19 protein-coding genes and 1 pseudogene are annotated in these 23,571 nt (G+C 72.2%); 8 read left to right on the top strand and 12 right to left on the bottom strand.

From position 1 onward, the window contains the following. Nucleotides 1-450 precede the first annotated feature (450 nt). Nucleotides 451-1,602 carry a DUF1266 domain-containing protein gene (locus tag ACZ4Z5_RS21170; protein ID WP_468264942.1) on the top strand — a complete coding sequence of 384 codons (1,152 nt, stop codon included), beginning with the start codon at nt 451-453 and terminating at the stop codon, nt 1,600-1,602. After that, nucleotides 1,599-2,744 (top strand): DUF1266 domain-containing protein, encoded by a 1,146-nt coding sequence (locus tag ACZ4Z5_RS21165; protein ID WP_468264940.1) that lies wholly within the window; start codon nt 1,599-1,601, stop codon nt 2,742-2,744. Before ACZ4Z5_RS21170 ends, ACZ4Z5_RS21165 begins: the two co-directional genes overlap by 4 nt. A 30-nt stretch (nt 2,745-2,774) precedes the next feature. On the opposite strand, the gene ACZ4Z5_RS21160 is transcribed toward ACZ4Z5_RS21165, so the two are convergent. After that, nucleotides 2,775-3,080: a 4a-hydroxytetrahydrobiopterin dehydratase gene (locus ACZ4Z5_RS21160; RefSeq protein WP_468264938.1), complete on the bottom strand. Its 306-nt coding sequence runs from the start codon at nt 3,078-3,080 to the stop codon at nt 2,775-2,777. A gap of 180 nt (nt 3,081-3,260) precedes the next feature. Here ACZ4Z5_RS21160 and ACZ4Z5_RS21155 point away from each other — a divergent pair, with 180 nt between their 5' ends. Then, the gene (locus ACZ4Z5_RS21155; protein ID WP_468264936.1) at nt 3,261-4,568 is read left to right on the top strand and encodes a polysaccharide deacetylase family protein; all 1,308 of its coding nucleotides are present in this window, start codon (nt 3,261-3,263) and stop codon (nt 4,566-4,568) included. A gap of 30 nt (nt 4,569-4,598) precedes the next feature. Here ACZ4Z5_RS21155 and ACZ4Z5_RS21150 read toward each other — a convergent pair whose 3' ends face one another. After that, nucleotides 4,599-6,542 carry a transglycosylase domain-containing protein gene (locus tag ACZ4Z5_RS21150; protein ID WP_468264934.1) on the bottom strand — a complete coding sequence of 648 codons (1,944 nt, stop codon included), beginning with the start codon at nt 6,540-6,542 and terminating at the stop codon, nt 4,599-4,601. 355 nt (nt 6,543-6,897) lie between these two features. On the opposite strand from ACZ4Z5_RS21150, the pseudogene ACZ4Z5_RS21145 reads away from it, so the two are divergent. After that, nucleotides 6,898-7,223, top strand: a pseudogene (locus ACZ4Z5_RS21145) (helix-turn-helix domain-containing protein); the annotation flags it as partial. Between the two features lie 186 nt (nt 7,224-7,409). Here the strand turns inward: ACZ4Z5_RS21145 and ACZ4Z5_RS21140 are convergent. From ACZ4Z5_RS21140 to tdh, 3 genes are all read right to left on the bottom strand, one after another. Beyond that, nucleotides 7,410-8,324 (bottom strand): LysR family transcriptional regulator, encoded by a 915-nt coding sequence (locus ACZ4Z5_RS21140; RefSeq protein ID WP_468264932.1) that lies wholly within the window; start codon nt 8,322-8,324, stop codon nt 7,410-7,412. A gap of 4 nt (nt 8,325-8,328) precedes the next feature. Then, nucleotides 8,329-9,522 (bottom strand): glycine C-acetyltransferase, encoded by a 1,194-nt coding sequence (locus ACZ4Z5_RS21135; protein ID WP_468264930.1) that lies wholly within the window; start codon nt 9,520-9,522, stop codon nt 8,329-8,331. 129 nt (nt 9,523-9,651) lie between these two features. Further along, a complete protein-coding gene (gene tdh, locus ACZ4Z5_RS21130) occupies nt 9,652-10,680 on the bottom strand; it encodes an L-threonine 3-dehydrogenase (RefSeq protein WP_468264928.1) in 1,029 nt (342 codons plus the stop codon). 277 nt (nt 10,681-10,957) lie between these two features. Between tdh and ACZ4Z5_RS21125 the strand changes: the two genes are divergently transcribed. Both ACZ4Z5_RS21125 and ACZ4Z5_RS21120 read left to right on the top strand, forming a co-directional pair. Next, nucleotides 10,958-11,842 carry an SIS domain-containing protein gene (locus ACZ4Z5_RS21125; RefSeq protein WP_468264926.1) on the top strand — a complete coding sequence of 295 codons (885 nt, stop codon included), beginning with the start codon at nt 10,958-10,960 and terminating at the stop codon, nt 11,840-11,842. A 157-nt stretch (nt 11,843-11,999) separates the two neighbouring features. Continuing rightward, on the top strand, nt 12,000-12,725 hold the full coding sequence (locus ACZ4Z5_RS21120; protein WP_468264924.1) for a maltokinase N-terminal cap-like domain-containing protein: 726 nt from the start codon (nt 12,000-12,002) through the stop codon (nt 12,723-12,725). Between the two features lie 127 nt (nt 12,726-12,852). On the opposite strand, the gene ACZ4Z5_RS21115 is transcribed toward ACZ4Z5_RS21120, so the two are convergent. The 3 genes from ACZ4Z5_RS21115 to ACZ4Z5_RS21105 form a co-directional block, all read right to left on the bottom strand. After that, nucleotides 12,853-14,361: an amino acid permease gene (locus ACZ4Z5_RS21115; RefSeq protein WP_468264922.1), complete on the bottom strand. Its 1,509-nt coding sequence runs from the start codon at nt 14,359-14,361 to the stop codon at nt 12,853-12,855. Nucleotides 14,362-14,435: 74 nt separating this feature from the next. Continuing rightward, a complete protein-coding gene (locus tag ACZ4Z5_RS21110) occupies nt 14,436-16,616 on the bottom strand; it encodes a phage holin family protein (protein ID WP_468264920.1) in 2,181 nt (726 codons plus the stop codon). A 491-nt stretch (nt 16,617-17,107) separates the two neighbouring features. Further along, the gene (locus ACZ4Z5_RS21105) at nt 17,108-17,512 is read right to left on the bottom strand and encodes a hypothetical protein (RefSeq protein ID WP_468264918.1); all 405 of its coding nucleotides are present in this window, start codon (nt 17,510-17,512) and stop codon (nt 17,108-17,110) included. Between the two features lie 311 nt (nt 17,513-17,823). On the opposite strand from ACZ4Z5_RS21105, the gene ACZ4Z5_RS21100 reads away from it, so the two are divergent. Continuing rightward, on the top strand, nt 17,824-18,606 hold the full coding sequence (locus ACZ4Z5_RS21100) for an MBL fold metallo-hydrolase (protein ID WP_468264916.1): 783 nt from the start codon (nt 17,824-17,826) through the stop codon (nt 18,604-18,606). A 29-nt stretch (nt 18,607-18,635) separates the two neighbouring features. Then, nucleotides 18,636-19,253, top strand: coding sequence for a DedA family protein (locus tag ACZ4Z5_RS21095; protein ID WP_468265046.1), 618 nt, complete (start codon nt 18,636-18,638; stop codon nt 19,251-19,253). 227 nt (nt 19,254-19,480) lie between these two features. Here ACZ4Z5_RS21095 and ACZ4Z5_RS21090 read toward each other — a convergent pair whose 3' ends face one another. The 4 genes from ACZ4Z5_RS21090 to ACZ4Z5_RS21075 all read right to left on the bottom strand — a co-directional run bounded on the left by ACZ4Z5_RS21090 (nt 19,481) and on the right by ACZ4Z5_RS21075 (nt 23,464). Continuing rightward, nucleotides 19,481-20,539, bottom strand: a complete 1,059-nt coding sequence (locus tag ACZ4Z5_RS21090; protein ID WP_468264914.1) for an MBL fold metallo-hydrolase — start codon at nt 20,537-20,539, stop codon at nt 19,481-19,483. 64 nt (nt 20,540-20,603) lie between these two features. Next, complete coding sequence (locus ACZ4Z5_RS21085; RefSeq protein WP_468264912.1) at nt 20,604-21,821, bottom strand: aminotransferase class I/II-fold pyridoxal phosphate-dependent enzyme; 1,218 nt, start codon at nt 21,819-21,821, stop codon at nt 20,604-20,606. 97 nt (nt 21,822-21,918) lie between these two features. Then, nucleotides 21,919-22,713, bottom strand: coding sequence for a SigB/SigF/SigG family RNA polymerase sigma factor (locus ACZ4Z5_RS21080; RefSeq protein ID WP_468264910.1), 795 nt, complete (start codon nt 22,711-22,713; stop codon nt 21,919-21,921). A gap of 160 nt (nt 22,714-22,873) precedes the next feature. Then, the gene (locus tag ACZ4Z5_RS21075; protein ID WP_468264908.1) at nt 22,874-23,464 is read right to left on the bottom strand and encodes a TIGR03086 family metal-binding protein; all 591 of its coding nucleotides are present in this window, start codon (nt 23,462-23,464) and stop codon (nt 22,874-22,876) included. Between the last annotated feature and the right edge of the window lie 107 nt (nt 23,465-23,571).

The raw sequence follows: 23,571 nt of genomic DNA, 5'->3' as shown, positions 1-23,571 counted from the left end.
CTTCAGCGCCAGCCGGTCGGCCTTGGTGGCGGCTTCGATGTCGGTGGGGTTCGGCACACGATCACACTCCCCGGCCGGCCCGGAACCGGCGGTCCGCCTTCGGGCCAGAGCCCGGAGCACCGGCCGTCGGCTCCCGTCACTCTGCGTGGTGGAAGCAGGCCTCGGTGCGGCCGCTCCCGCCGGGCGGACCGGCGGTTCCCGCCGTGACGGAGCGCCGGCCCCGGCCTCGGTGCGTCACAGGGCTGCGTACCGACGCCTCACCCATAAAGGGACGATACGCTGACGCCCCCGTGGGTGCATGGTGCATGATCCGCGCCCCCGGGGGCGGCCGTCATGGTCGGGGCGCCTCGCGGAGCCGGATGCGCCGGTCGGTCCACCCGTCGTGGATGGCCCACGGAGGGCGGAGGTCCGGTCGCAGGGCTCCCGGAGCGGATGCTTAGGATCTTGGCTGTGGTCTTCGGTACTCATCCTGGAACTCCGCTGCCGCCGACGGAGATAGAGCGGTCGCTCATGGAGGCGAAGGCGCGGGGCGACTGGGAGTCGGAACTCGACGTGCTCTCGCGCACCCGGCTGTATCTGCTGGTGTCCCGGCTGCACGCCGACACGCCCGGATACGCACCGCCGCTCACCCCGCAGCGCGATCCGGTGACGGGGAAACGGTGCCTGGCCGTGCTCACCCCGGGTGCGCTGCCGCCCTGGCACCCGGACTGGGTGTTCCAGACGATCACGCTGGCCGAGCTGGCGCAGACATGGCCGAACGACAAGTGGTGGCTGGGGGTGAACCTGGGCACGCCGTTCGCGACGACGGCCGAGGCACGGCCGCTGCACCGCGAGGTGTGGCAGGAGGTGTCCGCCGAGACGGGCGGGGTGCCGCGGGGCCGGCTGCTGACGGACTCCGGTGGTCCGCTGCACGGACCGCTCGCCCACGGCCTGGCGTGCGGCGCCCATCTGGCGGTCCACAACGGGCTGGTCTGGAACCGGCTCGGCCCGGTGTACGAGGACTACGCCACCGACGTCGACCGGCTGCACTCCCCGTGGGGCGTGCACCGGCGCGCCGACTACCAGGACACGCTGGCGTCCCTGCTGGAGACGCGGCTGGTGGGCCGCACCCAGGAGTTCGTCCTGACGACACGGCGCAACATGGCGCGGCGCACGGGCCGTGAACCGTTGGCCGAGGAGTGGCGGGAGAGCGTGACGCGCGCGCTGGAACTGCGCCGGGCCGCGCCCGAGGACATCACCGAGGCGGAACAGGCGGTGCGGCTGGTGCTGCACTACGAGGACCGGTTCCGCGCGGACGGGGTGCTCGTTCCGGGCACCCGGGTCGACACGCTCGCCGCGTTCGACCACGGGCGTGCGGTCAACGTGGTGCGGCTGGCGCTCGGCGCCCGCTTCATCGATCCGGTGGAGGCCGAGCGCGCGGTGCTGGCGATCGGGGAGCGGGCGCGGCGCGCGTACGGCTCCTGGGAGGCCTTCTCCCTTGGGTACGGACTGGCCCGGGCCGTCCACTACGACTCCGAGGTCACGTACCGGGAATCGCTCGCCCAGCACCGCATCCTGGCCCTCGATCCCGCGGGCCCCTACCGCAACATCTCGTGGGCATGACGTACTGGACACCTCCTTCCGAGACCGAGCAGCTGTTGTACGAGGCCGGGCTGCGCGGTGACACCGAGGCGCAGCTGCGGGTGCTCGCCGGCGAGGAGCTCTACATCGGCGCGCCCCGGTACGAGGTGGAGGGGGAGCCGGACGCCGTGTACTGGCGCACCCACACGGACCCGGCGGGACGGGTCTGTAAGCCGGTGCTGACCCGCGGGATGCTCCCGCCGTGGAGTCCGGACTGGGTGTTCCACAGCGTGACCCTGGACTGGATCGCACGGGCAACGTGGGGCGATCCGTCGCTGTGGCTCGCCGTGAACGGCGGTACGCCGTGCGCCGTTCACCTGCCGGCCTCGCCGGCCGACCGTGCCGTGTGGCGGCGGTTCTACGCGGAGAACGACCGGCCGGGCGAGAACCGGCTCGTGGCGCTGCGGACGGGTGTCCTGCACGGCCCGTCGGCCCACGGGCTGGCGTGCGGTGCGCATCTGGCGGTCCGCTGCGCGGTGCCGTGGAACGAGGTGGGCACGGTCTACCGCGGTTTCCGCGAGGAGCGGGAGTCACTGAGGGAGAGCTGGGGCATCACCGACCGGACGGGTTGGCAGAAGCAGCTGGGAATTCTGCTGGACGCGTCGAACAGCCCGGCCGCGCCCGAGTTCGCGCTGGGGGTCCGGGAGGCACTGGCTCGTGCCCGCTCCGGTGAACCGCCGTCGCACGAGCTGTGGCGCGACACGGCGGCTGGGCACCTCCAGGACCGAGGGGCGCCGCCGGACGCGGTGGCCGCGATGGCCGAGCTGGTACGGCGCATCACCCGTTACGAGGCACGGTTCCGGGCGGACGGCCTGCTGCCGCCCGAGGGCAGGGTGCGGTCCGCCGTGGCGTACGACTACGGGCGCGCGGTGAACATGGCGCGTTGGGGCCTCTCGGCCCGGCTGTGCCTGCCGCACGAGGCCGAGCAGGCGATCGTGCATGCGGGCGGGCTCGCCAAGTCGGCGTACGGCTCCTGGGAGGAGTATTCGGCCGGCTATGTCCTGGGCCGGGTCCTGCGGTTCGACGAGGAGTACTTCGGCCACTGGTACGAGGAGCCCCTCCTCGCGCACCGGCTGCTCAGCGGAAGCCCCGGCAGCCCGTGGCGCAACCTCCCCTTCCGGTGAGCTCGTGCCGCTGCCGGGGCGACCGGACGCCTACCGGGCGCCGTGTCCGGGGGCGATGCGTTCGACGCGGTGGGCGAGTTCGAAGTCCTTGGCGGTTACCGCCCCGCCGGCGTCATGGGTGTTCACGGTGAGGGCGAGCGTGTTGTAGCCGAGGGTCAGGTCGGAGTGGTGGTTCAGCTCGTCCTGGATCTGGGCGATGTGCACGACCATCGCGGTCGCGGCGAAGTGCGTGCCCAGCCGGTAGGTGCGGGCGATGCGGTCCCCCTCCAGGGACCATCCGGGCAGTTCGCTGAGCCGGTCCTCGATGTCCTTCTGCGACAGCGGCTCCGTGGCCATATCGGGCTCCCTCCGAACGAACGGGGCAACTTTCCGGTCCCGAAACGGAACCAGTATTGCGGGACGAAGGTCAACACTCGTACATGGGCGGGCGCGCCGTACACACAGGCACCCGTTCTATATTCAGTTCGTCACGCCGCCCGAAAGTACGACTTACCCGCCTTGCGAGAGAGCCAGCCGATGACACACAGCACCCGCAGCGAGGCCCGAAGGCGCACCCGGAACCGGAACCGGAAGCGGACCGGTCTGGTGACCGCATCGGTGCTGCTCCTCGCCTCGGTGTCCTTCTACCTGGGAAAGGCGCTGCTGGGCGACGAAAACGCCTCCGCGAGCGCCACCGGGGAGGGCACGACCACCAGGTCCCAGGGCGGCGGGAGCGTGACGGGCGGTAAGCACAAGAAGGACGACAAGCCGTGGGACGGCAAGGTCCGGGTGCTCGGCGACGGCTCCACGTCGTACACCGGACCGCAGCCCGGGCAACTCAAGCCTGAACGCCTTAAACCAGGACAGAAGCCTCCGCAGTTCGTGGTGTTCTCCTGGGACGGCGCACTGGAGGGCGACGACCGGCTGTTCTCCCACTTCCGCCAGGTGGCGAAGGAGAGCGACGCCCATATGACGTTCTTCCTGACCGGCATATACCTGCTGCCGAAATCCAAGAAGGAGGCCTACCAGCCGCCGAAGCACGACCGTGGATCGGCCGCCATCTCCTACCCGACCGAGGAGCACATCAGGACGACGCTGCAGCAGCTGGGCGGTGCGTGGAAGGACGGCCACGAGATCGGCTCGCACTTCAACGGTCACTTCTGCGGCTCCAAGGGCGGTGGCGAATGGAGCACCGAGGAATGGCGGAGCGAGATCCAGCAGTCGTACGACTTCATCAAGAAGTGGAAGACCTACACCGGGTTCACGGATCTCAAGCCGCTGCCCTTCGACCCGGACCGCGAATTCGTCGGCGGGCGTGCGCCCTGCCTGGAGGGCCAGAAGACGCTCATACCGGCCCTGAAGACGTTCGAATGGCGCTATGACGCCAGCTCGCCGGGCGACTTCCAGATCTGGCCGGCGAAGAAGGACGGCATCTGGGACTTCCCGCTGCAGATGCTGCCCTACCCGGGCCGGGAGATCCAGGTCCTGTCCATGGACTTCAACTTCCTCTACAACCAGTCCAAGGGCGAGGTCAACGGCGATCCGGCGATGTACGGGGTCTGGGAGAAGACCACCCGCGAGGCCTACATGAACGGCTTCAACCGCGTCTACAACGGCAGCCGTGCCCCGCTGTTCATCGGCAACCACTTCGAGGAGTGGAACGGCGGCATCTACATGGACGCGGTGGAGGACGTCATACGCGAGATATGCCCGCGCAAGGACGTCGAGTGCGTGTCGTTCCGCGAACTGACCGACTGGATGGACGCCCAGGACCCGAAGGTCCTGCAGCGGTTCCGCTCTCTGGACCCGGGACAGGCTCCCGACTGGAAGGCCCTGGTCAAGTAGCGGACCGGAACCGCCGGGCGGCGGCGCGCCTCACGGGCGTGCCGCCGCCTTCATGTAGTCCTGCCAGATGTCCACGGGGATCGGACTGCCCTGGGTCCTCGCCCGCGAGCCGGCCACCCCCTGGATCGGCAGCAGGTCCAGCTTGCGCAGGTCCATCCGGTACAGCACCACGGCCGTCGACTCCTCCTCGGTGTACCCGACGAACCACGCCGCCTTGTTGTCCTCCGTCGTCCCTGTCTTGCCGGCCAGCTGCACGCCGGGGATCCGGGCCTCGCGGCCCGTGCCCTCCTGGATCACGCCCCGGAGCGCGTCGGTGACCTTGCCCGACACATCGGTGCGCAGTGCGCGCCGGGCGGCGGGCTCCGGCAGACGCAGATCGTCGCCGTTGCGGGTGACCCGTACGACAGAGTACGGCTCGGTGTGCATGCCCTTCGCGGCGAACGTGCCGTAGGCGGAGGCCATGCGGATGGCGCTGGGCGTGGAGTTGCCGAGCGAGAACCCGGGCACCAGCTGCCCCATGCTGGACTCCAGCATCCCGGCGTTCACGGCGGTGCGGCGCACCCGGTCCAGGCCGACGTCCATGCCGAGCTGCAGGAACGGCGTGTTCACCGAGTTCACCATCGCCTGGCGCAGGGTGATGCTGGTGCCCCACGACTTCTCGCCGTCGTTCTTGCCCTTGACCACCTTGCCATTGCGGTCCCAGTAGGGGCCCTCGGGCGTCATCACGGAGGCGTTGTGCTGACCGTTGTAGGTGGTGGAGCCGGTCACCTTCAGGCGGGGTGCGTCACGTTCCCGCAGAACTCCGTCGGCGAGCGCGGAGGCGTACACGAACGGGGCGAACGCGGAACCGGCCGGGACGGTCACGGCATTGGATTCGTTGAAACCCTGCTTGAGGTAGTCGGGGCCTCCGTAGAACGCGAGGATCCGGCCGTCGGTGGATATGGTCGCGGCGCCCGTTCTGACGAACCGGTCCGTTTCGCGTTTCGGGTCGAGCCCTTCCCGCGCCTTCAGGACGGCCTTTTCCAGCCCCGTGACCTTCACCTTGTCGAACGTCGTGTAGATCTGGTATCCACCGAGGTCGAATTCGGCTTCGCTGACCTTTCCGGAACGCGTGATGTAGGACTTGGCGAGTTCCACCAGATATCCCCGCTGGCCGCTCAGATCGGTCTGCTGCGGCGTTTCCTTGGGCTCGGGGAACGTCTCGTACGTGGCGCGCTTCGCCGGCGACAACTCGCCGATCTCGACCATGCGGTCCAGGGTCCAGGCCCAGCGTTCCTCGGCCCGCTTCCGGTTCTCGGGGCCGAGTGCCGGATCGTAGAGGGCGGCGCCCTTCAGCAGCGAGGCGAGAAACGCGCCTTCGCTCGCCGTCAGCTGCGACGCCTCCTTGCCGTAATACGCCTGGGCGGCCCGCTGGATTCCGTAGGTGCCGCGGCCGAACCAGCTGGTGTTGAGATATCCCTCCAGGATCTCGTCCTTGCTGAACTCGTTGTCCATCTTGATGGCGAGCAGCATTTCGGTGAACTTCCGGGAGAGCGTCTGCTCCTGGTTCAGATAGGCGTTCTTGACGTACTGCTGGGTGATGGTGGACCCGCCCTGGGTGTCACCGCCGCTGACCATGCGCGACACGGCGCGCAGGATGCCCGAGGGCGAGATGCCGGGGTCCGAGTAGAAGCTCGCGTTCTCCGCGGCCAGTACGGCCCACCGCACATCCGCGGGGACCTTCTCCACCGGCATCTCCTGCCGGCTGACCCATCCGGTTCTGGCCATTTTCGAGCCGTCGGCCCAGTAGTAGACATTGTCCTGCTGGGTGGCGAACGAGTTCGGGTCCTCGGGGATGTCCGTCATCGCGTACGCGATCCCGATCCCGAAGGTGAGCAGCCCGAAGGCGGCCAGGAACGCCCCTGCCAGCTGGCGCGGCGAGGGAATCCAGCGGCGGTAGCCCTGGCGGTCGGGGCGCGGATAGACGGGCCGCATACGCCGGAGGACTGGACCGGCCTTCTCCAGGAAACGCTGGAGGGGCGGCCAGGACCGCAGGCCGGGACGGGGTTCCCGGCCGCGGCGCCGCGTCCCGGTGCCGACGCTCCGCTTCTGAAGCGGCTCGGACCTGCGTCTCTTACCCACGGACCACCACCGAACCGGGCATGACGACACACCCCATCGCCAATTGCGGCATTACAACCCCCCAAGAAGTGCACAGGGCGCCGGATCGCCGTTCCCCAACGGCCAGCCGACAGGGCCCACCCTACGTAGCGCTGCTGCGTAGGGTGGCATCGCCCCCGTCACAGCGGAGCGCTGTGACGACATCCTTGATGTATTACCGGCCTCTCTCATGTCAACTGTCGTGCTCGGCACAGGTGTGGGCCCGCTGCTGCGAAGCTGGCGGGAACAGCGCCGGCTCAGCCGGCTGGAACTGGCTCTACGGGCGGATTCCTCGGCCCGGCACATCAGCTTCATCGAGACGGGCCGGGCCAGGCCGAGCGAGGACATGGTGCTGCGGCCGGCCGAGCACCTCGACGTCCCGGTACGGGAACGAAGCGCCCTGCTGCTGTCCGCCGGACACGCGCCGCGCTACACGGAGCCCTCCTCGACGATCCCGCGCTGGGGTCGCTGCGCGAGGGCATCGAGCGGATGCTGCGCGGGAACGAGCCGCGGCCAGTTGCCGGCCTCCGCCGGTTTCTGCAGGGACTCCGTACGTTCCGGTGCGATCCCCGTCCCGCCGATTGCGGGGTCGTTGCCGCCAGAGCATCTGCCGGGCGGCCGGGCTGTTCATCTGCCGTGCGAAGTCGTCGGGGACCGGGATGAAGTGGGCGAACCATCCGACCCTGATCCACCGGCTACCCCCTAGTCGTGCTGGACCCGCGTCGCCGCCGCGCCCAGCGCGTCCAGCACCGGGCGGAGCAGCGGATGCTCCTCGGAGCCGCGGCGCACCGCGGCGAAGACGCGGCGGGTGGGGGTGCTGCCGTCGAGACGGCGGACGACCACATCGGTCAGGTCCATGCCGCGCAGCGCCGAGCGGGGCACGAGTGCCACTCCGGCGCCGGCGCCGGCGAGGGCGACGACGGCGCGGAAGTCGTCCGAGGAGTGCTCCATGGCGGGCTGGAAGCCGGCGTTCTCGCAGGCCAGCACGACCACGTCGTAGCAGGGGTTGTTGGGGTACGGCCCGATCCAGGGGTCCTTCGCCAGATCCGCGACGGTGATCCGTCCGGTGTCGGCGAGCGGGTGTCCGACGGGCAGGACGGCGTCGAACGGCTCGGCGTACAGCGGGACGCGGGTGATCCGCTGGTCGTCCTCCCGGGGCGCGCCGCGGTAGTCGACGGCGACGGCCAGGTCGACGCGGCCGTCGAGGACCAGGGGCAGGCTCTCGTCGCCCTCGGCGTCCCGGACGCGGACGCGGATGCCTTGCGCGCTGGAGGCCAGCTCGACGATGGCCGGTGCGACCACCAGGCCGATGCCGGTCGCGAAGGAGGCCACGGTGACCTGGCCGGCGGCGCCGGAGCGGTAGGCGGCCAGTTCCGCCTCGGCGCGGTCGAGCTGGGCTAGCACGGTGTTGGCGTGGCTCAGCAGGATCTCCCCCACCGGGGTGAGGCGCATCCCGCGGGCACTGCGTTCCAGCAGCTGGTGACCGGTTTCCTGTTCCAGGGCGGCGAGCTGCTGGGACACGGCGGAAGGGGTGAGATAGAGCGCGGCGGCCGCGGCAGTGACCGTGCGGTGGTCCGCCACAGCACGGAAGATGTGCAGTCGCCGCGCATCAATCACACGGTCATCCTGCCAAGGCCGCCCGGGCGTCCACAAATGCGTCGACCGCGCGGTTGACGTCCTCCGTGGAGTGGGCGGCGGACAGCTGCACCCGGATCCGCGCCTGGTCCTGCGGCACGACGGGGTACGAGAAGCCGATCACGTACACCCCGCGCTCCAGCAGCAGCTCGGCCATGCGGGCCGCCTCCGACGCGTCGCCGATCATGACTGGGGCGATGGCGTGGTCGCCCGGGAGGACGTCGAAGCCTTCCTCGGTCATGCGGGAGCGGAACAGCGCGGTGTTGGCGTTGAGCCGCTCGCGCAGGTCGCCGGCGCCCTCCAGCAGGTCGAGGACCTTGAGGGAGGCGGCCGCGATCACCGGGGCGAGGGAGTTGGAGAACAGGTACGGGCGGGAGCGCTGGCGCAGCAGGGCGACGATCTCGGCGCGGGCCGCGACATAGCCGCCGGAGGCGCCGCCGAGGGCCTTGCCGAGGGTGCCGGTGATGATGTCGACGCGGTCCATCACCCCGTGCAGTTCCGGGGTGCCGCGGCCGCCGGGGCCGACGAAGCCGACGGCGTGCGAGTCGTCGACCATCACCATGGCGTCGTAGCGGTCGGCGAGGTCGCAGATCTCGGCGAGCGGCGCGACGTAGCCGTCCATGGAGAACACGCCGTCGGTGACGATGAGCCGGCGCCGCGCGTCGGAGGCCTCCTTGAGCCTGGCCTCCAGCTCCCCGAGGTCACGGTTGGCGTACCGGTAGCGGCGGGCCTTGGAGAGGCGGATGCCGTCGATGATGCTCGCGTGGTTGAGGGCGTCGGAGATGACCGCGTCCTCCTCGCCGAGGAGGGTCTCGAAGACTCCGCCGTTGGCGTCGAAGCAGGAGGAGTAGAGGATCGTGTCCTCCTGGCCGAGGAACGCGGAGATGCGGGCCTCCAGCTCCTTGTGGACCTCCTGCGTCCCGCAGATGAAGCGGACCGAGGCCATGCCGTAGCCCCAGCGGTCCAGGGCCTCCTTGCCGGCGGCGATGACCTCGGGGTGGTCGGCGAGGCCCAGGTAGTTGTTGGCGCAGAAGTTCAGCACGTCGCCGGGGCGGCCGCCGGCGGTGACTGCGACGGTCGCGCTCTGCGGGGTGCCGATCACGCGCTCCGGCTTGTGCAGGCCCGCGGCGCGGATCTCGTCGAGGGTGGTGCGCAGGTCGTCGCGCACGGAGTCGAACATGACAGGAAGCTCCCTCGGTGGGTCCGGCCCCGGTGTGTCCGGCGGGACCGGTCTGTATGGCTGGGTGGTGTCTGGCTGGAGTGGGTGCGGGGACCCGCGGCTGCCCGGCGGGGGGTCCGCCGGCGGGGCTCAGGAGGTCCAGTCGAGGATGATCTTGCCGCTGCGGCCGCTCGCCGCGTCGTCGAAGGCGGCTTCGAAGTCCTGGTGGGAGTAGCGGCCGGTGATCACCGGCGCGAGGTCGAGTCCGCCTTCGAGGAGGACGGACATGGCGTACCAGGTCTCGAACATCTCACGGCCGTAGATGCCCTTGATCGTGATCATGGAGGTGACGATCCGGGACCAGTCGACGGCGAAGTCGTCGGCGGGCAGGCCCAGCATGGCGATGCGGCCGCCGTGCGTCATGTTGGCGATCATGTCGCGCATCGCCTCGGGGCGGCCGGACATCTCCAGGCCGATGTCGAAGCCCTCGCGCAGTCCGAGAGAGCGCTGTCCCTCGGCGATGCCGGTCTCCGCGACGTTCAGGGCGAGGCTCACGCCGATCTTGCGGGCGAGCTCCAGGCGCGGCTCGCTGACGTCGGTGATGACGACGTTGCGGGCGCCGGCGTGCCGGGCGACGGCCGCGGCCATCAGGCCGATGGGGCCGGCGCCGGTGATCAGGACGTCCTCACCGACGAGGGGGAAGGACAGCGCGGTGTGAACGGCGTTGCCGAAGGGGTCGAAGACGGCCGCGATGTCGAGGTCGACCGGCACCCGGTGCACCCAGACGTTGCTCGCGGGCAGTGCGACGTACTCGGCGAAGGCACCGTCCCGGCCGACGCCGAGACCGACGGTGGCACGGCAGAGGTGACGGCGGCCGGCCAGGCAGTTGCGGCACTTGCCGCAGACCAGGTGACCCTCACCGCTCACCAGGTCGCCGACCGCGATGTCCTGGACGCCGGCGCCGATCTCCGCGACCTCGCCGACGAACTCGTGGCCGACGACGAGCGGCGTGCCGATGGTCTGCTGGGCCCAGCCGTCCCAGGCACGGATGTGCAGGTCGGTGCCGCAGATCCCGGTGCGGAGCACCTTGATCAGGACCTCGTCGGAGCCGATCTCCGGCTCGGGCACGTCCGTCAGCCAGAGTCCCGGCTCTGCCTTCTGCTTCACGAGGGCCTTCATAAGGCAGCGGCTCCTGTACGGGTGAGGTCGCCCGGGTCGGCCGGATCAGGACGTACCGGGGCGAGTCGAAGGGGGATACGGAAAGAATCTTGCTCGGCGCGGCCCGCCAGGTCCATCGAGGTTTTCTTAAGCCGTGCCTCAGTTGTCCTTCACGCCCCACCCGTACCGGCAAACCGGCACGAAGGTCGCGCCCCCTGCTCCGAACGGCGCCCCCGCGGCATGCCGACAGGGCAGCATGCACATGTGGACGGCAGGGACACGGAGGGACGGGTGGCGCATGACCTACGCGGCGGAGGAGACGGCCGGACAGCCGGAGTGCTGGCGGCGGACGGCGGCAATGGCCGCGTCGGCGCCGGAGGGACTGCCGGCGACCGGCGACAGGATCGCCGTCGTCGGCTGCGGCACCTCGCTCCACATGGCGCAGGCTTACGCGACGCTGCGCGAGGGGACCGGGCAGGGCGAGTCGGACGCCTTCGCCGCGTCCGAGTTTCCACACGGACGGCGGTACGACCGGGTGCTCGCGCTGACCCGTTCGGGGACCACGACCGAAGTGCTGGAACTGCTGGCCCGACTGCGCGGAGCGGTCCGGAGAACCGTGATCACCGCGGGTCCCGGCACCCCGGTCGCGGACCTCGCCGACGACCTGGTGCCGCTGGACTTCGCCGACGAGCGGTCGGTGGTGCAGACCCGGTTCGCGACGACCGCCCTCACGCTGCTCCGCGCGCATCTCGGGCTGCACGACGCGTCGGTGGTGAGGGACGCGGAGACGGCACTCGCACAGCCGCTTCCGGAGGGACTCCCGGAATGCACCCAGTTCACCTTCCTGGGGCGAGGGTGGACGGTGGGTCTCGCCCACGAGGCGGCCCTGAAGGTGAAGGAGGCCTCGCTGTCCTGGACCGAGTCGTATCCGGCGATGGAGTACCGGCACGGCCCGATCAGCATCGCCACCCGGGGCACGGCGACCTGGATGCTCGGGGCGGCCCCGGCCGGCCTCGCGGACGAGGTCCGCGCCACCGGCGCCCGCTGGGTCGCGTCCCCCCTCGACCCGCTGGCCGAACTCGTACGGGTGCACAGGCTGGCGCTCGCGCTGGCCGCGGCACGAGGCCTGGACCCCGACCGGCCGCGGCATCTGAGCCGCTCGGTGGTCCTCGGCGCCGACTGAGCCGACGCGGCGCCGGGCAGGCCCGGGAAGACCCCGGGGAAGGCGACCCGGGGAGGAGGTTCGGGGATGAGACGCGGGGACGAGACCAGGCAATGAGACCGGACCGATCAAGGGAGGGAAGCAGGAACCACCCGGGTCGGGACGGCGTTCACGGAATATGGCTCTCATCCACAACACCACCATGGAACCGACCAAGTTGGAGCTGCTCACGGCCTGGCTCCCCACTCAGCCGTGGTACGTCGACACCGGCCGCGACCCGCAGCTGACGAAGGCCGGCGGCTTCCGGCTGGACGACCCGGACGGCGAGGTGGGCATCGAGTTCATGGTGGTCACCGACGGATCGGGCGACCGGCCGGTCTCCTACCACATCCCGCTCGGCTACCGCGGCGCACCGCTCGACGGGGCCGACGGGGCCGCCCTCATCGGCACGTCCGAGCACGGAGTCCTCGGGCGGCGCTGGGTGTACGACGGGACCCACGATCCGGTGGTCGTCGCGCAGGTGCTCGCCCTGGTGCAGAACCTCGCCGAGCCGCAGGCCCAGAGCCTGACCGGCACACCGGATCCCACCGTCACCGGCCACTTCGGCGGAGCGGCGTTCCCGACCGCCGTCGCGTCGCTGACCGTGGCCGACGGGCGGGACAACACCGACGTCCTGGTGCGGACCACGGCGGGAGCGGCGCCGCAGGGCGGGCCGGAGGAGGGCCTGACGGTCAGGGTGACGCGGGTCCTCCGGCCGGAGGGGCAGCCCTCCGAACCCGGGACGGGTACGGGGACGGGGACGGGGACGGGGGCGGCACGGGGACACGTCACCGCAGGCTGGCGCGGCCCGGACGGCGGGGAGCGCCGGGGCACGTTCCTGGCCGTGTCCGACACGGCGCGCTGACCAGGTGTCGCACCCGGCACGCTGACGGCGTGCCCCCGCCGGGCCTGTGGGAATGCGGGCCCGTAGGAATGCAGGCCCGGCGGGGGTAGGCGCGGGACCGGTCCGGCCGGCGCCTGCGGAGGACGGGTCAGACGGCCGCCGGCTCGGGGGTGTCCGCGATGTCCCCGGCCTTCGGTGCGGGGGCGTCCGCAGGCTCCCCGGCCTTCGGCTCGACGGCGTCCCCGGCGTCGCCGGCGTCCCCGGCCTTCGGCTCGCGGTCCGCCGCCGGTTCCTCGGCCGGCGTCGCGGCAGCCGCGCGGGCGTTCTTGCGGGCGGCCATCCACGCGTAGACCGGCACGCCGGCGAAGAGGAACAGCACGCCCTGGTAGACCGCCGCGTACCCGGAGCCCGCGACGAGCCACATGGAGAACCCGAACGCGACGGCGGCGAGGACGGCGTCGCGGACGAGCCGGCCGCGGTCGACCCGGTCGGCCCGGCCGGAGGCGAGGAAGTACAGCTGCGCGGCCGTGGCCAGCAGGTAGGGGACGGTCGCGGTGAACGTGGTGACGAGCACCAGGACTTCGAAGACACCCGCGGGACCGGCCGTGTAGTTGTAGAGGGTCAGCAGCGAGGCGAGCACCACGGTGACGGCGACGCCGACGGTGGGCACGCCGCGCCGCTTGTGGGCGAACACAGCAGGGAACAGGCCGTCCTTGGCGGCGGCGTAGGGCGTCTGTGCGCTGAGCAGGGTCCAGCCGTTGAGCGCGCCGGTCATCGAGACCAGTGCCGCGACCGCGACGGCGGTGCCGCCCCAGGTGCCGCCGAACATGGCGTTGACGGCGTCGGTGAACGGCGCGCTGGAGCCGACCAGTTCGTCGTGGGCGACGGTACCGAAGACGGCGAGCGTGCCGAGCAGGTAGACGACGGCGGCACCGAGGGTGCCGAGGACGGTGGCGCGGCCGACGTTGCGCGCCGGATCGCCCACCTCACCCGCACTGACCGCGGCCGACTCGACGCCCAGGTAGCTGAAGAGCAGGATCGCGGCCGACGCGGAGACCGCACCGAGGGCTCCCCCGTCACCGGCCTGGAAGGGACCGAGGTTGTCGGCGTCGAAGAAGAACAGGCCGCCGACGGCGACCAGCAGCAGCGGGGCGAACTTCAGCACGGTCGCGACGAGCTGTACGGCGCCCACGTAGCGGGTGCCGGCGAAGTTGGCGAGCGCGGGCAGCCACTGGATCACCAGCGCGGCAGCGATCATCGTCCCGGTGTGGCCGTCGACCGGCACGAGGACGTCGAGGTAGCCGACGGCGGCCACGGCGAGCGCCGCGTTCGACACCCAGGCGGTGATCCAGTACGACCATGCGGAAAGGAATCCGGCGAAGTCGCCGAAGGCCTCGCGGGCGTACACATACGGGCCGCCGGTCTCCGGGTGCCGCCGCGCGAGCCGGCCGAAGACCAGGGCGAGCGCGATGGCGCCGACCGTCAGGATCCCGAAGGCGAGGAGGCTGATCGTGCCGAACGGGGCGACGGACGCGGGCAGCAGGAAGATGCCGCCGCCGATGATGTTGCCCATGACCAGGGCGGTCGCGACGGGCAGTCCGAAGCGCCGGACGTGTCTGTTCTGCTGGTCTGGGGCGGTGCTGTCCTGCGTGGCCATGCGGGTGGTGCGTCCTTTTCCGTCTCCGTGCGGCAAACCCGACCATGGTGAGCGACGGATTCCGGCCTACCAAATCAGCCGGATTCGTCCCGCAGATGACGTCCGATTACCGGAATAGTTCCTCCGGAATCCGGATACGACCGCGGATTCTCCTCCGACCCCTCCGGCCTCTCCGGCCCCTCTGGCCCCTCCGGCCCCTCCGGCCCCCGGTGCTCGCCGAGCCACCCGCGGAACAGCTCGTACATCCGTTCGGCACCGACCGGTCCCCTGCCGTCCTCGGCCGGCTCGGGCAGCTCCAGCGGTGACAGCAGGAACGGCCGGGACTGCTCTCCGCCGAGCCCCCCGTGGGAGCCGATCTGCGCCTCGAACGCGTGGACCTCGCCGGTCAGCGGATCGTACGAGGAATTCACCATGATGTCCGCGACGTGCGGGAACGAGTCGGTGCGGCGTACCGTGGCCGCCACGCCCGGGCCGAACCGCGCGAACGGCTCCCGGGCGTCCGCCTCCTCGTCCCGGAGTTCGGCGAGCCGCAGCTCGGTGCCGCCGGAACCGAGCACGACGGGTCCGTGCCGCTCGCTGCGGACGAGCAGGAACCCGATGCCCGGGTGATTGGCGAGGGTCCCCAGCAGGGCGGGGTACCGGCGGTCGATCTGCTCACGGGTCATCCGGCCCGGCACGTCCGGGAAGGACACCAGTCCGAGGTTCCCGGAGGCCAGCACCACCGGTTCGGAAGGCGCCGGCGCGGACGCCGCCCGCTCGCCCCCGCCGACCGGGACGTGAAGCGCCACCTTGACGGCGTCCCGGGCCTCCGCGCCGCTCGCGGTGCGCCCGGCCCGCCGTGATACGGGCAGTCCGCAGGCAGCCCGTACGAGGTCCCTCAGCCGGAGTCCGTAGGCGTTCTCGAACGGCTCCCCCGGGCTCTGACCGTGGTCGGAGAGCAGCACGATCCGGTACGGGCGCGGCGCGTGGGCGGCGGCCTTGGCGATCAGCGCGAGGGAGCGGTCCAGGCGCGCCAGGACCTTCCCGGCGTCCCGGCTGTGCGGACCGGAATGGTGGGCCACCTCGTCGTACGCCACGAGGTCGGCGTACACGGCGGTGCGGCCCGCGAGCAGGTCGCCCATCACGGCGGCGACCACGACATCCCGCTCGACGACCGTCGCGAAGGCCCGCAGGAACGGGTAGAGGCCGCCGCGCCGCACCCGGGGTGCGTCACGGCGCAGCCGGGCCGCGGTGGACTGGCCCACCTCCCGTGCGACCTCCGCGACGAAGGACACCGCGGTCCGGACGGCGTTGGCCGGGTCGGCGAAGTAGGCGAAGTATCCGGCCCGGGAACGGTTGCTGCGGTCCCGGCGGGCGGACACGGACAGCACCAGGGCGAGCTGGCCGGCACCGCCGCTGAAGAGGCTGCCGCGGCTCGCCCCGTCGTGGACCAGCAGCCCGCCGTCGCCGGTACGCCGTGCGGCGCGGCGCTGGAGTTCGGCGGCGCTCGCCGGCCGGTTGCAGACCATGAGGGCGCCGGTGTCCTTCTCGTACCAGCGGAAGGCCGGTACGTCATGGCTGGAGCCGTGCAGGATGCCCAGCTGGACTGCGCCGGTCTGGCTGGACCACTCGGTGCGCCACGGGGTGAGGCGGTGCGTGGGTCCGTCGGCGCTGCCGTGGCCGAGCCAGCGCGCGACGGTCGGCATCAGGCCAGCGCCGACGGCGTTCCGCAGGACGTCGTGGCCCACCCCGTCGAGCTGGAGGAACACCGTGCCGGGGGTCGCCGGTCCGTCGTCCGGTGCGCCGGCGCGGCCGCGTCGGCGCCGGTGGGCGAGGCGCGAGAGACGGCGGCGGTAGGCGTTGTCGTCACGGACGGCGAGCGCCGTGGAGGTGGCGGAGGCGACGGCGGACATGACTGCGGCGACGAGCACGGCGGTCTCGGGCGCCGCCTCGCCGCGGCCGTCGGGTATCAGGTCGAGCGCGACCAGCAGCAGCGACCCGTTGAGGAAGAACACCAACAGGCCCAGCACCAGGGCCGGTACGAGCAGCAGCGCGCGGACGAGCACAGGCCAGACGAGAGCGCTCAGCAGACCGAACGCGCCGGCGCCCCAGGCCGCGGCGAAGGCGGTGTCGGTGAGGCTGTCGCCGTCGTCCGACTGGAGCCGGAAGTCGGGGAGGAGCGCGGCGAGGGCGAGCATCGTCAAGGTGGACACCGCCCACACCACGACCACTCGCAGCACGGCTCCCCCGGCACTGCGCCATCGTCCGCCGTCCACGCCGCCACCTCGCGTTTCTCGCGCTCCTCGCGCGCCCCGCCGCCGCTTCGTGTGTCGCCGCCCGCCGGTGGATGCGGGCCTGCCTTCCAGCGTGTCACAGGGCCGCCGATCGCTCGCGGTGCACGGGCGGGGGCCGACGCCGGCAGGCGCCCGGTGCCCGACATCGGCATGGGCCCGGTGCCCGGCGCCGTCGTGGGCCCGGGACTGACCCCGACCGCCCCGGGACCGGCACAGTGGGCTCGCGTCGGGGTCCGGCCGACGACACGCCGACACCGCGACTCGCTCCGGTGGGTCGGCGCGGTCCGGGAGCCTGTCCGGGCATGGCCCCGGAGACGGGACCCGGGCGTGTCCCGGTGGACCGGGCCCGCGCGTCCTGGTGGACCTGGCCTGGGCGTATCCCGGTAGACGGGACCCGGCCGTGTCCCGGTAGACCGGATCCGGGAGTACCACCGGGAAACCGGAAGCAGGGTGACCTGGGAAAGCAGCCCGCTCTAGCAGCCGTCGTAGCCGGCCGTCGGCATGGACAGCCGACGGTGGATGCTGGCCTTCATGGCGGCGTCGTAACACGGTTCGTCGAGGCCCGCGGTCTCCAGTCGCACGCCGCGCCGCGCACATTCCGCCGAGAACTCGCCGACGGAGGTCACCGCCCGCTCCAGGACCCGTTCGTTGGGCGCCACGAACCCGTCCACCTCACCGGCGTCGACGTCCGCCCACAGCCCGCGGTGGTCGTGCCTCAGTCCGTGGACTATCAGCTGACGGGTGACCACATAGCCCTTGTCCTCGGCCCAGCGGGCGCACATCGCCTGCTGCCCCCGGGTGTCCACCAGGAACGGATCGCTGTCCAGTTCCTCGAGCGGAGTGAGACTCGCGATCACCGCCACCCGTACGTCACCCATGACCGTCCCCCCTGATCGTGGCCCCTGTGCCGCCGACACTACTCCGATCGGGCTGCCCGGAGGAGGCGCGCATCATGGCGGACTGGAGTATCCGCACACGTGGCAGATCTTCCAGCCGTCCTGGCTCACCGCCAGCACTCCGCCACAGCGTGGGCACGTCCGCGCGATCCCGGTCATGGCTCCGCCCTCCCGATCCCTCACGCCATGGTTACCCGAGTCACCCGGCAGGCACCCGCGGACGCTTACGCTCGTACGAGGGGTGTGGTCCCGGCGTCCCCCGGGCATGGGCCCGGCCGGAGCGAGGAGGCGTCGTGACGGTGGAGATCACCTGGTGGGGTCACGCCACCTGTACGGTCGAGGACTCGGGCGTGCGCGTCCTGACCGATCCGGTGTTCACCGCGCGGCTCGCGCACCTGCGGCGCAGAAGGGGGCCCGCTCCGCGGCCCGAGGCGGCCGTGGCCGATGCCGTGCTCGTCTCGCACCTGCACTCGGACCATCTCCATCTGCCGTCGCTGGCCCGGCTCGCGCCGGGGACACTGCTGGTCGTGCCGAAGGGCGCCGTGCGTGCGGTCCCGGGGCTGCGGCGACTGGTGGCGGTCCGGGGCCTGCGGACCGCCGAGGTCGGGCCGCGCGAGGAGGTGCGGGTGGCGGAGCTCCGGGTGCGGGCCGTGCCCGCGCTGCACGACGGCCGGCGGCTGCCGGTGGGCCCGCACCGTTCACCGGCGCTCGGTTATGTGATCGACGGTGCCGCGCGGACGTACTTCGCCGGGGACACCGGGCTCTTCGACGGCATGGCGGACGCGGTGGGGCCGGTGGACGTCGCGCTGCTGCCGGTGGGCGGCTGGGGCCCGTACCTCGGTCACGGTCATCTGAACGCGGAGCGCGCGGTACAGGCGCTCGTGAGGCTCTCGCCGCGCGCCGCGGTGCCGGTGCATTACGGGACGTACTGGCCGATCGGGCTGGACGCCGTGCGGCCGCACGAGTTCCACTCGCCGGGCGACGAGTTCGTACGGAAGGCGGCACGGCTGGCCCCCGACGTCGCCGTGCACCGGCTCGGGCACGGCGAGAGCGTACGGCCGGAGGTCACGCGGTGAGCGCGACGGCCGCGGCGCTCCAGGAGTGGATGCGGCAGGTGCCGCCGGAGACCACGCAGCGGGCGGTGGGCTACCCGACCCTGTTCGTGCTGGTTGCGCTGGGGTCGCTGGTGCCGGTGATTCCGACGGGGGCGCTGGTGAGTTCCGCGACGGTGGTCGCGCTCCATCACGCGGCGCCGTTCTCCCTGGCGCTGGTGTTCGTGGTGGCCGCGCTCGCCGCCTTCCTCGGCGATATCACCCTGTACTGGCTGGGGCAGCGCGGCGTGGGATCGGCGAACGGCTCGCGCTGGCTCCGGAGGCTGCGCGAACGTGCGGCGCCGGACCGGCTGGAACGGGCACGGCACCGGCTGGTGACTCACGAGGTCGAAGTGCTGGTGGTGTCGCGGCTGATCCCCGCCGGGCGGATCCCGGCCATGCTGGCCTGCCTGCTCGCGGAGCTTCCGCTGCGCCGGTTCGTCCGTGGTGACGTCCCGGCGTGCCTGGCCTGGGCCCTGCTCTACCAGCTGATCGGGCTGCTGAGCGGGTCCCTCTTCCCGGAGCCCTGGCAGGGCGTGCTGGCGGCGGTGGTGCTCGCCCTGCTCGTCGGCGCGGCACCGGCGGTCTGGCGCCGGGCCCGCGAGGGGCGCGCGGGCCGCGCGGGCGGCTGACGGTCGCGCGCAGGGGGTCGCCTTCGGATGGGCCGGCCGTCACGTTCGGGCGGCCTCAGTTCGGGCGGCCGTAAGTTCGGGGCGGGCGCGTGGTCGCCTGCGGACCGGCCGTGGACACCCCGGAAAAGGCCGCGGTCACGTGCGGACCGGCCATGGACCCCCCGAAGGGGCCAGGGATACGGACGGGCCGATCCTCAGACAGGACGTGGCTTCGGACCGGCCGTTCTTCAGACGGGCCGCGTCCGCTCCCCCGGGACCCTGTCCTCGTCGAGGACGCGGGAGGCGCCGACGGGCAGGTCCCACAGCTCCTCGCGCGGGCGGCCGGTCGCCGCCCAGGCCGCGCGGACACGGGTCAGCGGTTCGAGGACGGGTTCGGCGGACAGCAGGAAGGTGCCCCAGTGCATGGGGGCCATATTGCGGGCCCCCAGGTCCTGGCAGGCGCGCACCGCCTCCTCGGGGTCCATGTGGACGTCGCGCAGCCACCAGCGCGGCTCGTACGCGCCGACGGGCAGCAGGGCGAGGTCGATTCCGGGGTGGCGGCGGCCGATCTCGGTGAACCAGTGGCCGTAGCCGGTGTCCCCGGCGAAGTGGATGCTGCGTCCCCGGGTGTCGGTGAGGACCCAGCCGCCCCAGAGCGAGCGGCAGGTGTCGAGCAGGGTGCGCTTGGACCAGTGGTGCGCGGGGACGAAGGCGAACCCGACGCCGCCGAGTTCGGCGGCCTCCCACCAGTCCAGTTCGGTGACGTGGTGGAAGCCCCGGCGGCGGCACCAGCCGCCGAGGCCCGCGGGCACGAACAGCGGGGTGTGCCGCGGCAGCCGCCTGAGCGTCGGCGCGTCCAGGTGGTCGTAGTGGTTGTGGCTGATGACGACGGCGTCGACGGGCGGCAGGTCCTCCCAGCGGACGCCCACGGGGGTGATCCTCGCGGGGGTGCCGAGGATCTTCCGGGACCAGACCGGATCGGTCAGCACGGTGAGCCCCCCGATGCCGAGCACCCAACTGGCGTGCCCCACCCAGGTGACGGCGACCGTGCCGGGATCCGCGGCCGGCAGCGGACCGGGGGCGAAGGGCAGTTGCGCGATGTCCCGCAGGCCTTCGCGTCCGGGGCGCAGGGCGCCTTCGCGGGCGAGCCTGGCGAGCGCCCGGACACCCGGCAGCGGGGCGGTGAGACGGTCCGCGAAGGTACGCGGCCACAGCCGGGCCTCGCCGATCCTCCGGGTGGGCAGTGCGCGCCCCGGCACGGCCCGGGTGGAGGCCCGCTCTTCTGTCTTGTCCGACTTTTCCGTCATCGAGGAGGGCTCCGTTCGGCGGCGGGGCGGCAGGGCGATGTGCGGGTGCGGCGTGTGCGGTCGGTCAGCGCAGTTCGTCCAGGGCGGACGCGAAAATCGTCAACGCTTCGGAGACGTGCGGCAATTCCAGGGGCTCCGGCGAGGTGAGCGACTCCAGCCGCTGTTCGGGTGTCGTGCCGAGCAGCGGCCCGGTGGCGATGCGCACGCGAAGCGCGCCCAGCTCGTCGCCGAACCGGTGCCCGCCGGGCGCCGGTACGCCGAGTCGCGCCGAGAGATACTCCTCCAGTTCCATCGAGTCGGTGACACCGCGATCGGCGAGCCGGGTGCGCAAAGGCGCGAGGTCGGCGTAGAGATGCCGGCCGGCTTCCGGCGGCAGGGCCAGGGCACCTGCCCGGAGCACTGCCTCGTGTGCAGCGGCGGCGACGGTGGCGTGCAGCTCCGCGGTCCGCGCTCTGCGTTCCCTGACCCCGGCGGGCTCGCCGAGAGCGTGGGCCGCGGCCGCGGCGACCGGTCCGGCGACGAGGGCGCCCAGGGCGGTCAGGAAGTCCAGGGCGCGTGCGCGGCGTGCGGCGGCGTCGGCGGTGGCGGGGAAACGGGCCGTCGCGCACGGCCATCCGAGTGGGACGAGCGCGCCGGCCAGGTCGGTCAGCACGGTGACGTCGTCCGGGAACATCTCGGCGGGGCTCACCAGGACGGTCACATGGCGGCGGTGCAGGGTGTCGCGCCAGGTCTCGTCGCTGATGATGTGCATGCCCTCGGAGACGGCCGCCTCGCAGGCCTCCAGGACCACCTCGGGAGGGGCCACGGTGGCGGTGGGGTCGTCGGGCACGGAGAGCAACAGCACGCGGGGGGTACCGCCCTCGGCCCGTACTCTGCGCACGGTCTCCAGCAGGGCGTACGGGTCGGGTACGCCGCCGCACTCCGCCGGGGTCGGCACGTGGTAAGCGGGGCGTCCCAGCAGCCGGGCCTGCGGGGTCCACCAGGCGGGACAGGGCCGGGGCATGAGCACGTCCCCGCCGTACGCGGCCAGCAGGGCGAGCAGCAGTGGCTGGGCGCCGGGGGCGGCGGCGATCCGGTCCGGTTCGCCGTGCAGTCCGCGCCGCTGCCAGTAGCCCAGGGCGGCCCCGCGCAGGGCCGGGCCGCCACCCGGCGGTTCGGGATCGGTGCGGCCTGCGGCGTCGGCGAGGACTGCGGCAAGCTCCGGTAGCACCGGAAGTCCGGGACCGGGTGCGGACGGTCCGTACCGGACGGGACCGCGTCCCTCGTCTGCAGCCCGCCGCATGTCATCACCTCCGCCCGCTGTCAGCGAGGGCTTCGCCTGAGCTCTTTATACGGAGGATCGCCGACTCTCGCCGTTCGAGTGCGGGCGCCGCCCGGGCCTACGGCACCTCACGGAGCGCCTGTGCGCGCACCCGGCCGCAGGACCGGCTGATCAGACGCGACACGTGCATCTGGGAGATGCCGAGGTGGTCGGCGATCCGGCGCTGCGTCATGTCGGCGAAGAACCTCATGTAGATGATCTTGCGCTCGCGTTCGGGAAGGCCGCGCAGGCACGGTTTGACGGATTCCCGGTCGACCACGACGTCCAGCGCGGGGTCGGGTGCCCCGAGGCTGTCGCCGAGCGTGTGTCCGGCGTCGGCGTCGGGCGGTTCGGCGTCGAGGGAGAGGGCGTTGATGCCGCGCAGCGCCTCCAGCCCGGTCGCCGCCTCCTCCTGGGTCAGACCGGCGCGCTCGGCGATCTCGGCGAGGGTGGGGGCGTGTCCGGGCCGGTCTCCGGCGGGGGCGAGATCGTGCCGGGCGGTCCGGACGAGGTTGCGCAGTTCCTGGATCCGGCGCGGCACGTGCAGGGTCCAGAGGTGGTCCCTGAAGTGCCGTTTGATCTCACCGGTGATGGTCGGTACGGCGAAGCTCTCGAAGGCCCCGCGGTGCGGGTCGTATCGGTCGACGGCCTTGACCAGGCCGAGTGCGGCGACCTGACGGAGGTCCTCCAGCGCTTCCCCGCGGTCGCGGTAACGGCCTGCGAGCCGGTCCGCCATGGGCAGCCAGGCCTCCACGATGTCCCGTCGCAGGCGGTCCCGTTCGGGGCACTCGGGGAGGTGGTGCATCCGGCGGAACGCGTCGCCGGTGTCGGGGGCGTCGTCGTGCGGGTGCTTCGTCTGGGCGTGGGTACGCATCGTCTGCGCAGCTTCCTCAACGACTCGGGTGGACTGTGTGTCCTGCACGCCCTGCGCGTGCCCGGGCCTCCGCACCCCAAACCGACCGGTGCCGGACGCCCGTTCGCCCGCCGGTGCACCGATGCCGGGGTTCAGCCGCCGGTCAGCCGCCGGCCGGGGTTCAGCCGCCGGCCCGTCGGCCGAGGAGCGAGAGCAGCCGGGTCTGCGCATCTGCTCCCGGCGGGGGTTCGACGGGGGCCGCGAACATACCGGTCTTCTCCAGGTCCTCGACGTAGGGGCCGAACTCACGGGCCGTGAAGTCGACGAGTGTGCCGGGAAGGTGTTCGTCGGCACCGATGGCCCGCGCGAGGTCCCAGGAGTGGACCACCGCGTCCGCGATCATCTGCGCGCAGTAGGCCTTGGCCGGGCTGGGACCTGAGGACAGGTTGACGGCCCCCTCCAGCCCGCCGGGTGCCGCGAAGGCCTCCTGGGCGGCTCGGGCCGCCGAGTCCCACACCGCCATGGGGTCGTCCCCGAGGACGTCGCCGTCGAAGGCGTCGCCGATCTCGGCAATGGTCTGCCGTTCGGCGACCAGGGGACCCACCCAGAGCTGTTCCACGGTGAGATGGTTGACCAGATCCCGGACGGACCAATCGGTGCACGGGGTCGCCGCGTCCCACTGCTCGGGGCGTACGGCGTGCACATGGCCACCGAACAGGGCGAGCGCGGCGCGATAGTGGTCGAGGAGTGCGTTCCGGTCGAGGGCTGCCATGGGATCCACTCTTCACCGGGCCGTGCGGGGGCGCGATGTGCCGTCCGCCGTACGGGTTGCCTCCGGATGCGGCGGGCCGCCGCTCGGGGCCGCGCGGCCGGGATGCG

It is taken from the genome of Streptomyces sp. NPDC030222 (assembly GCF_055573115.1).
The sequence above is the reverse complement of the archived record's forward strand: the minus strand, read 5'-3'. Positions and strand labels throughout refer to the sequence as shown.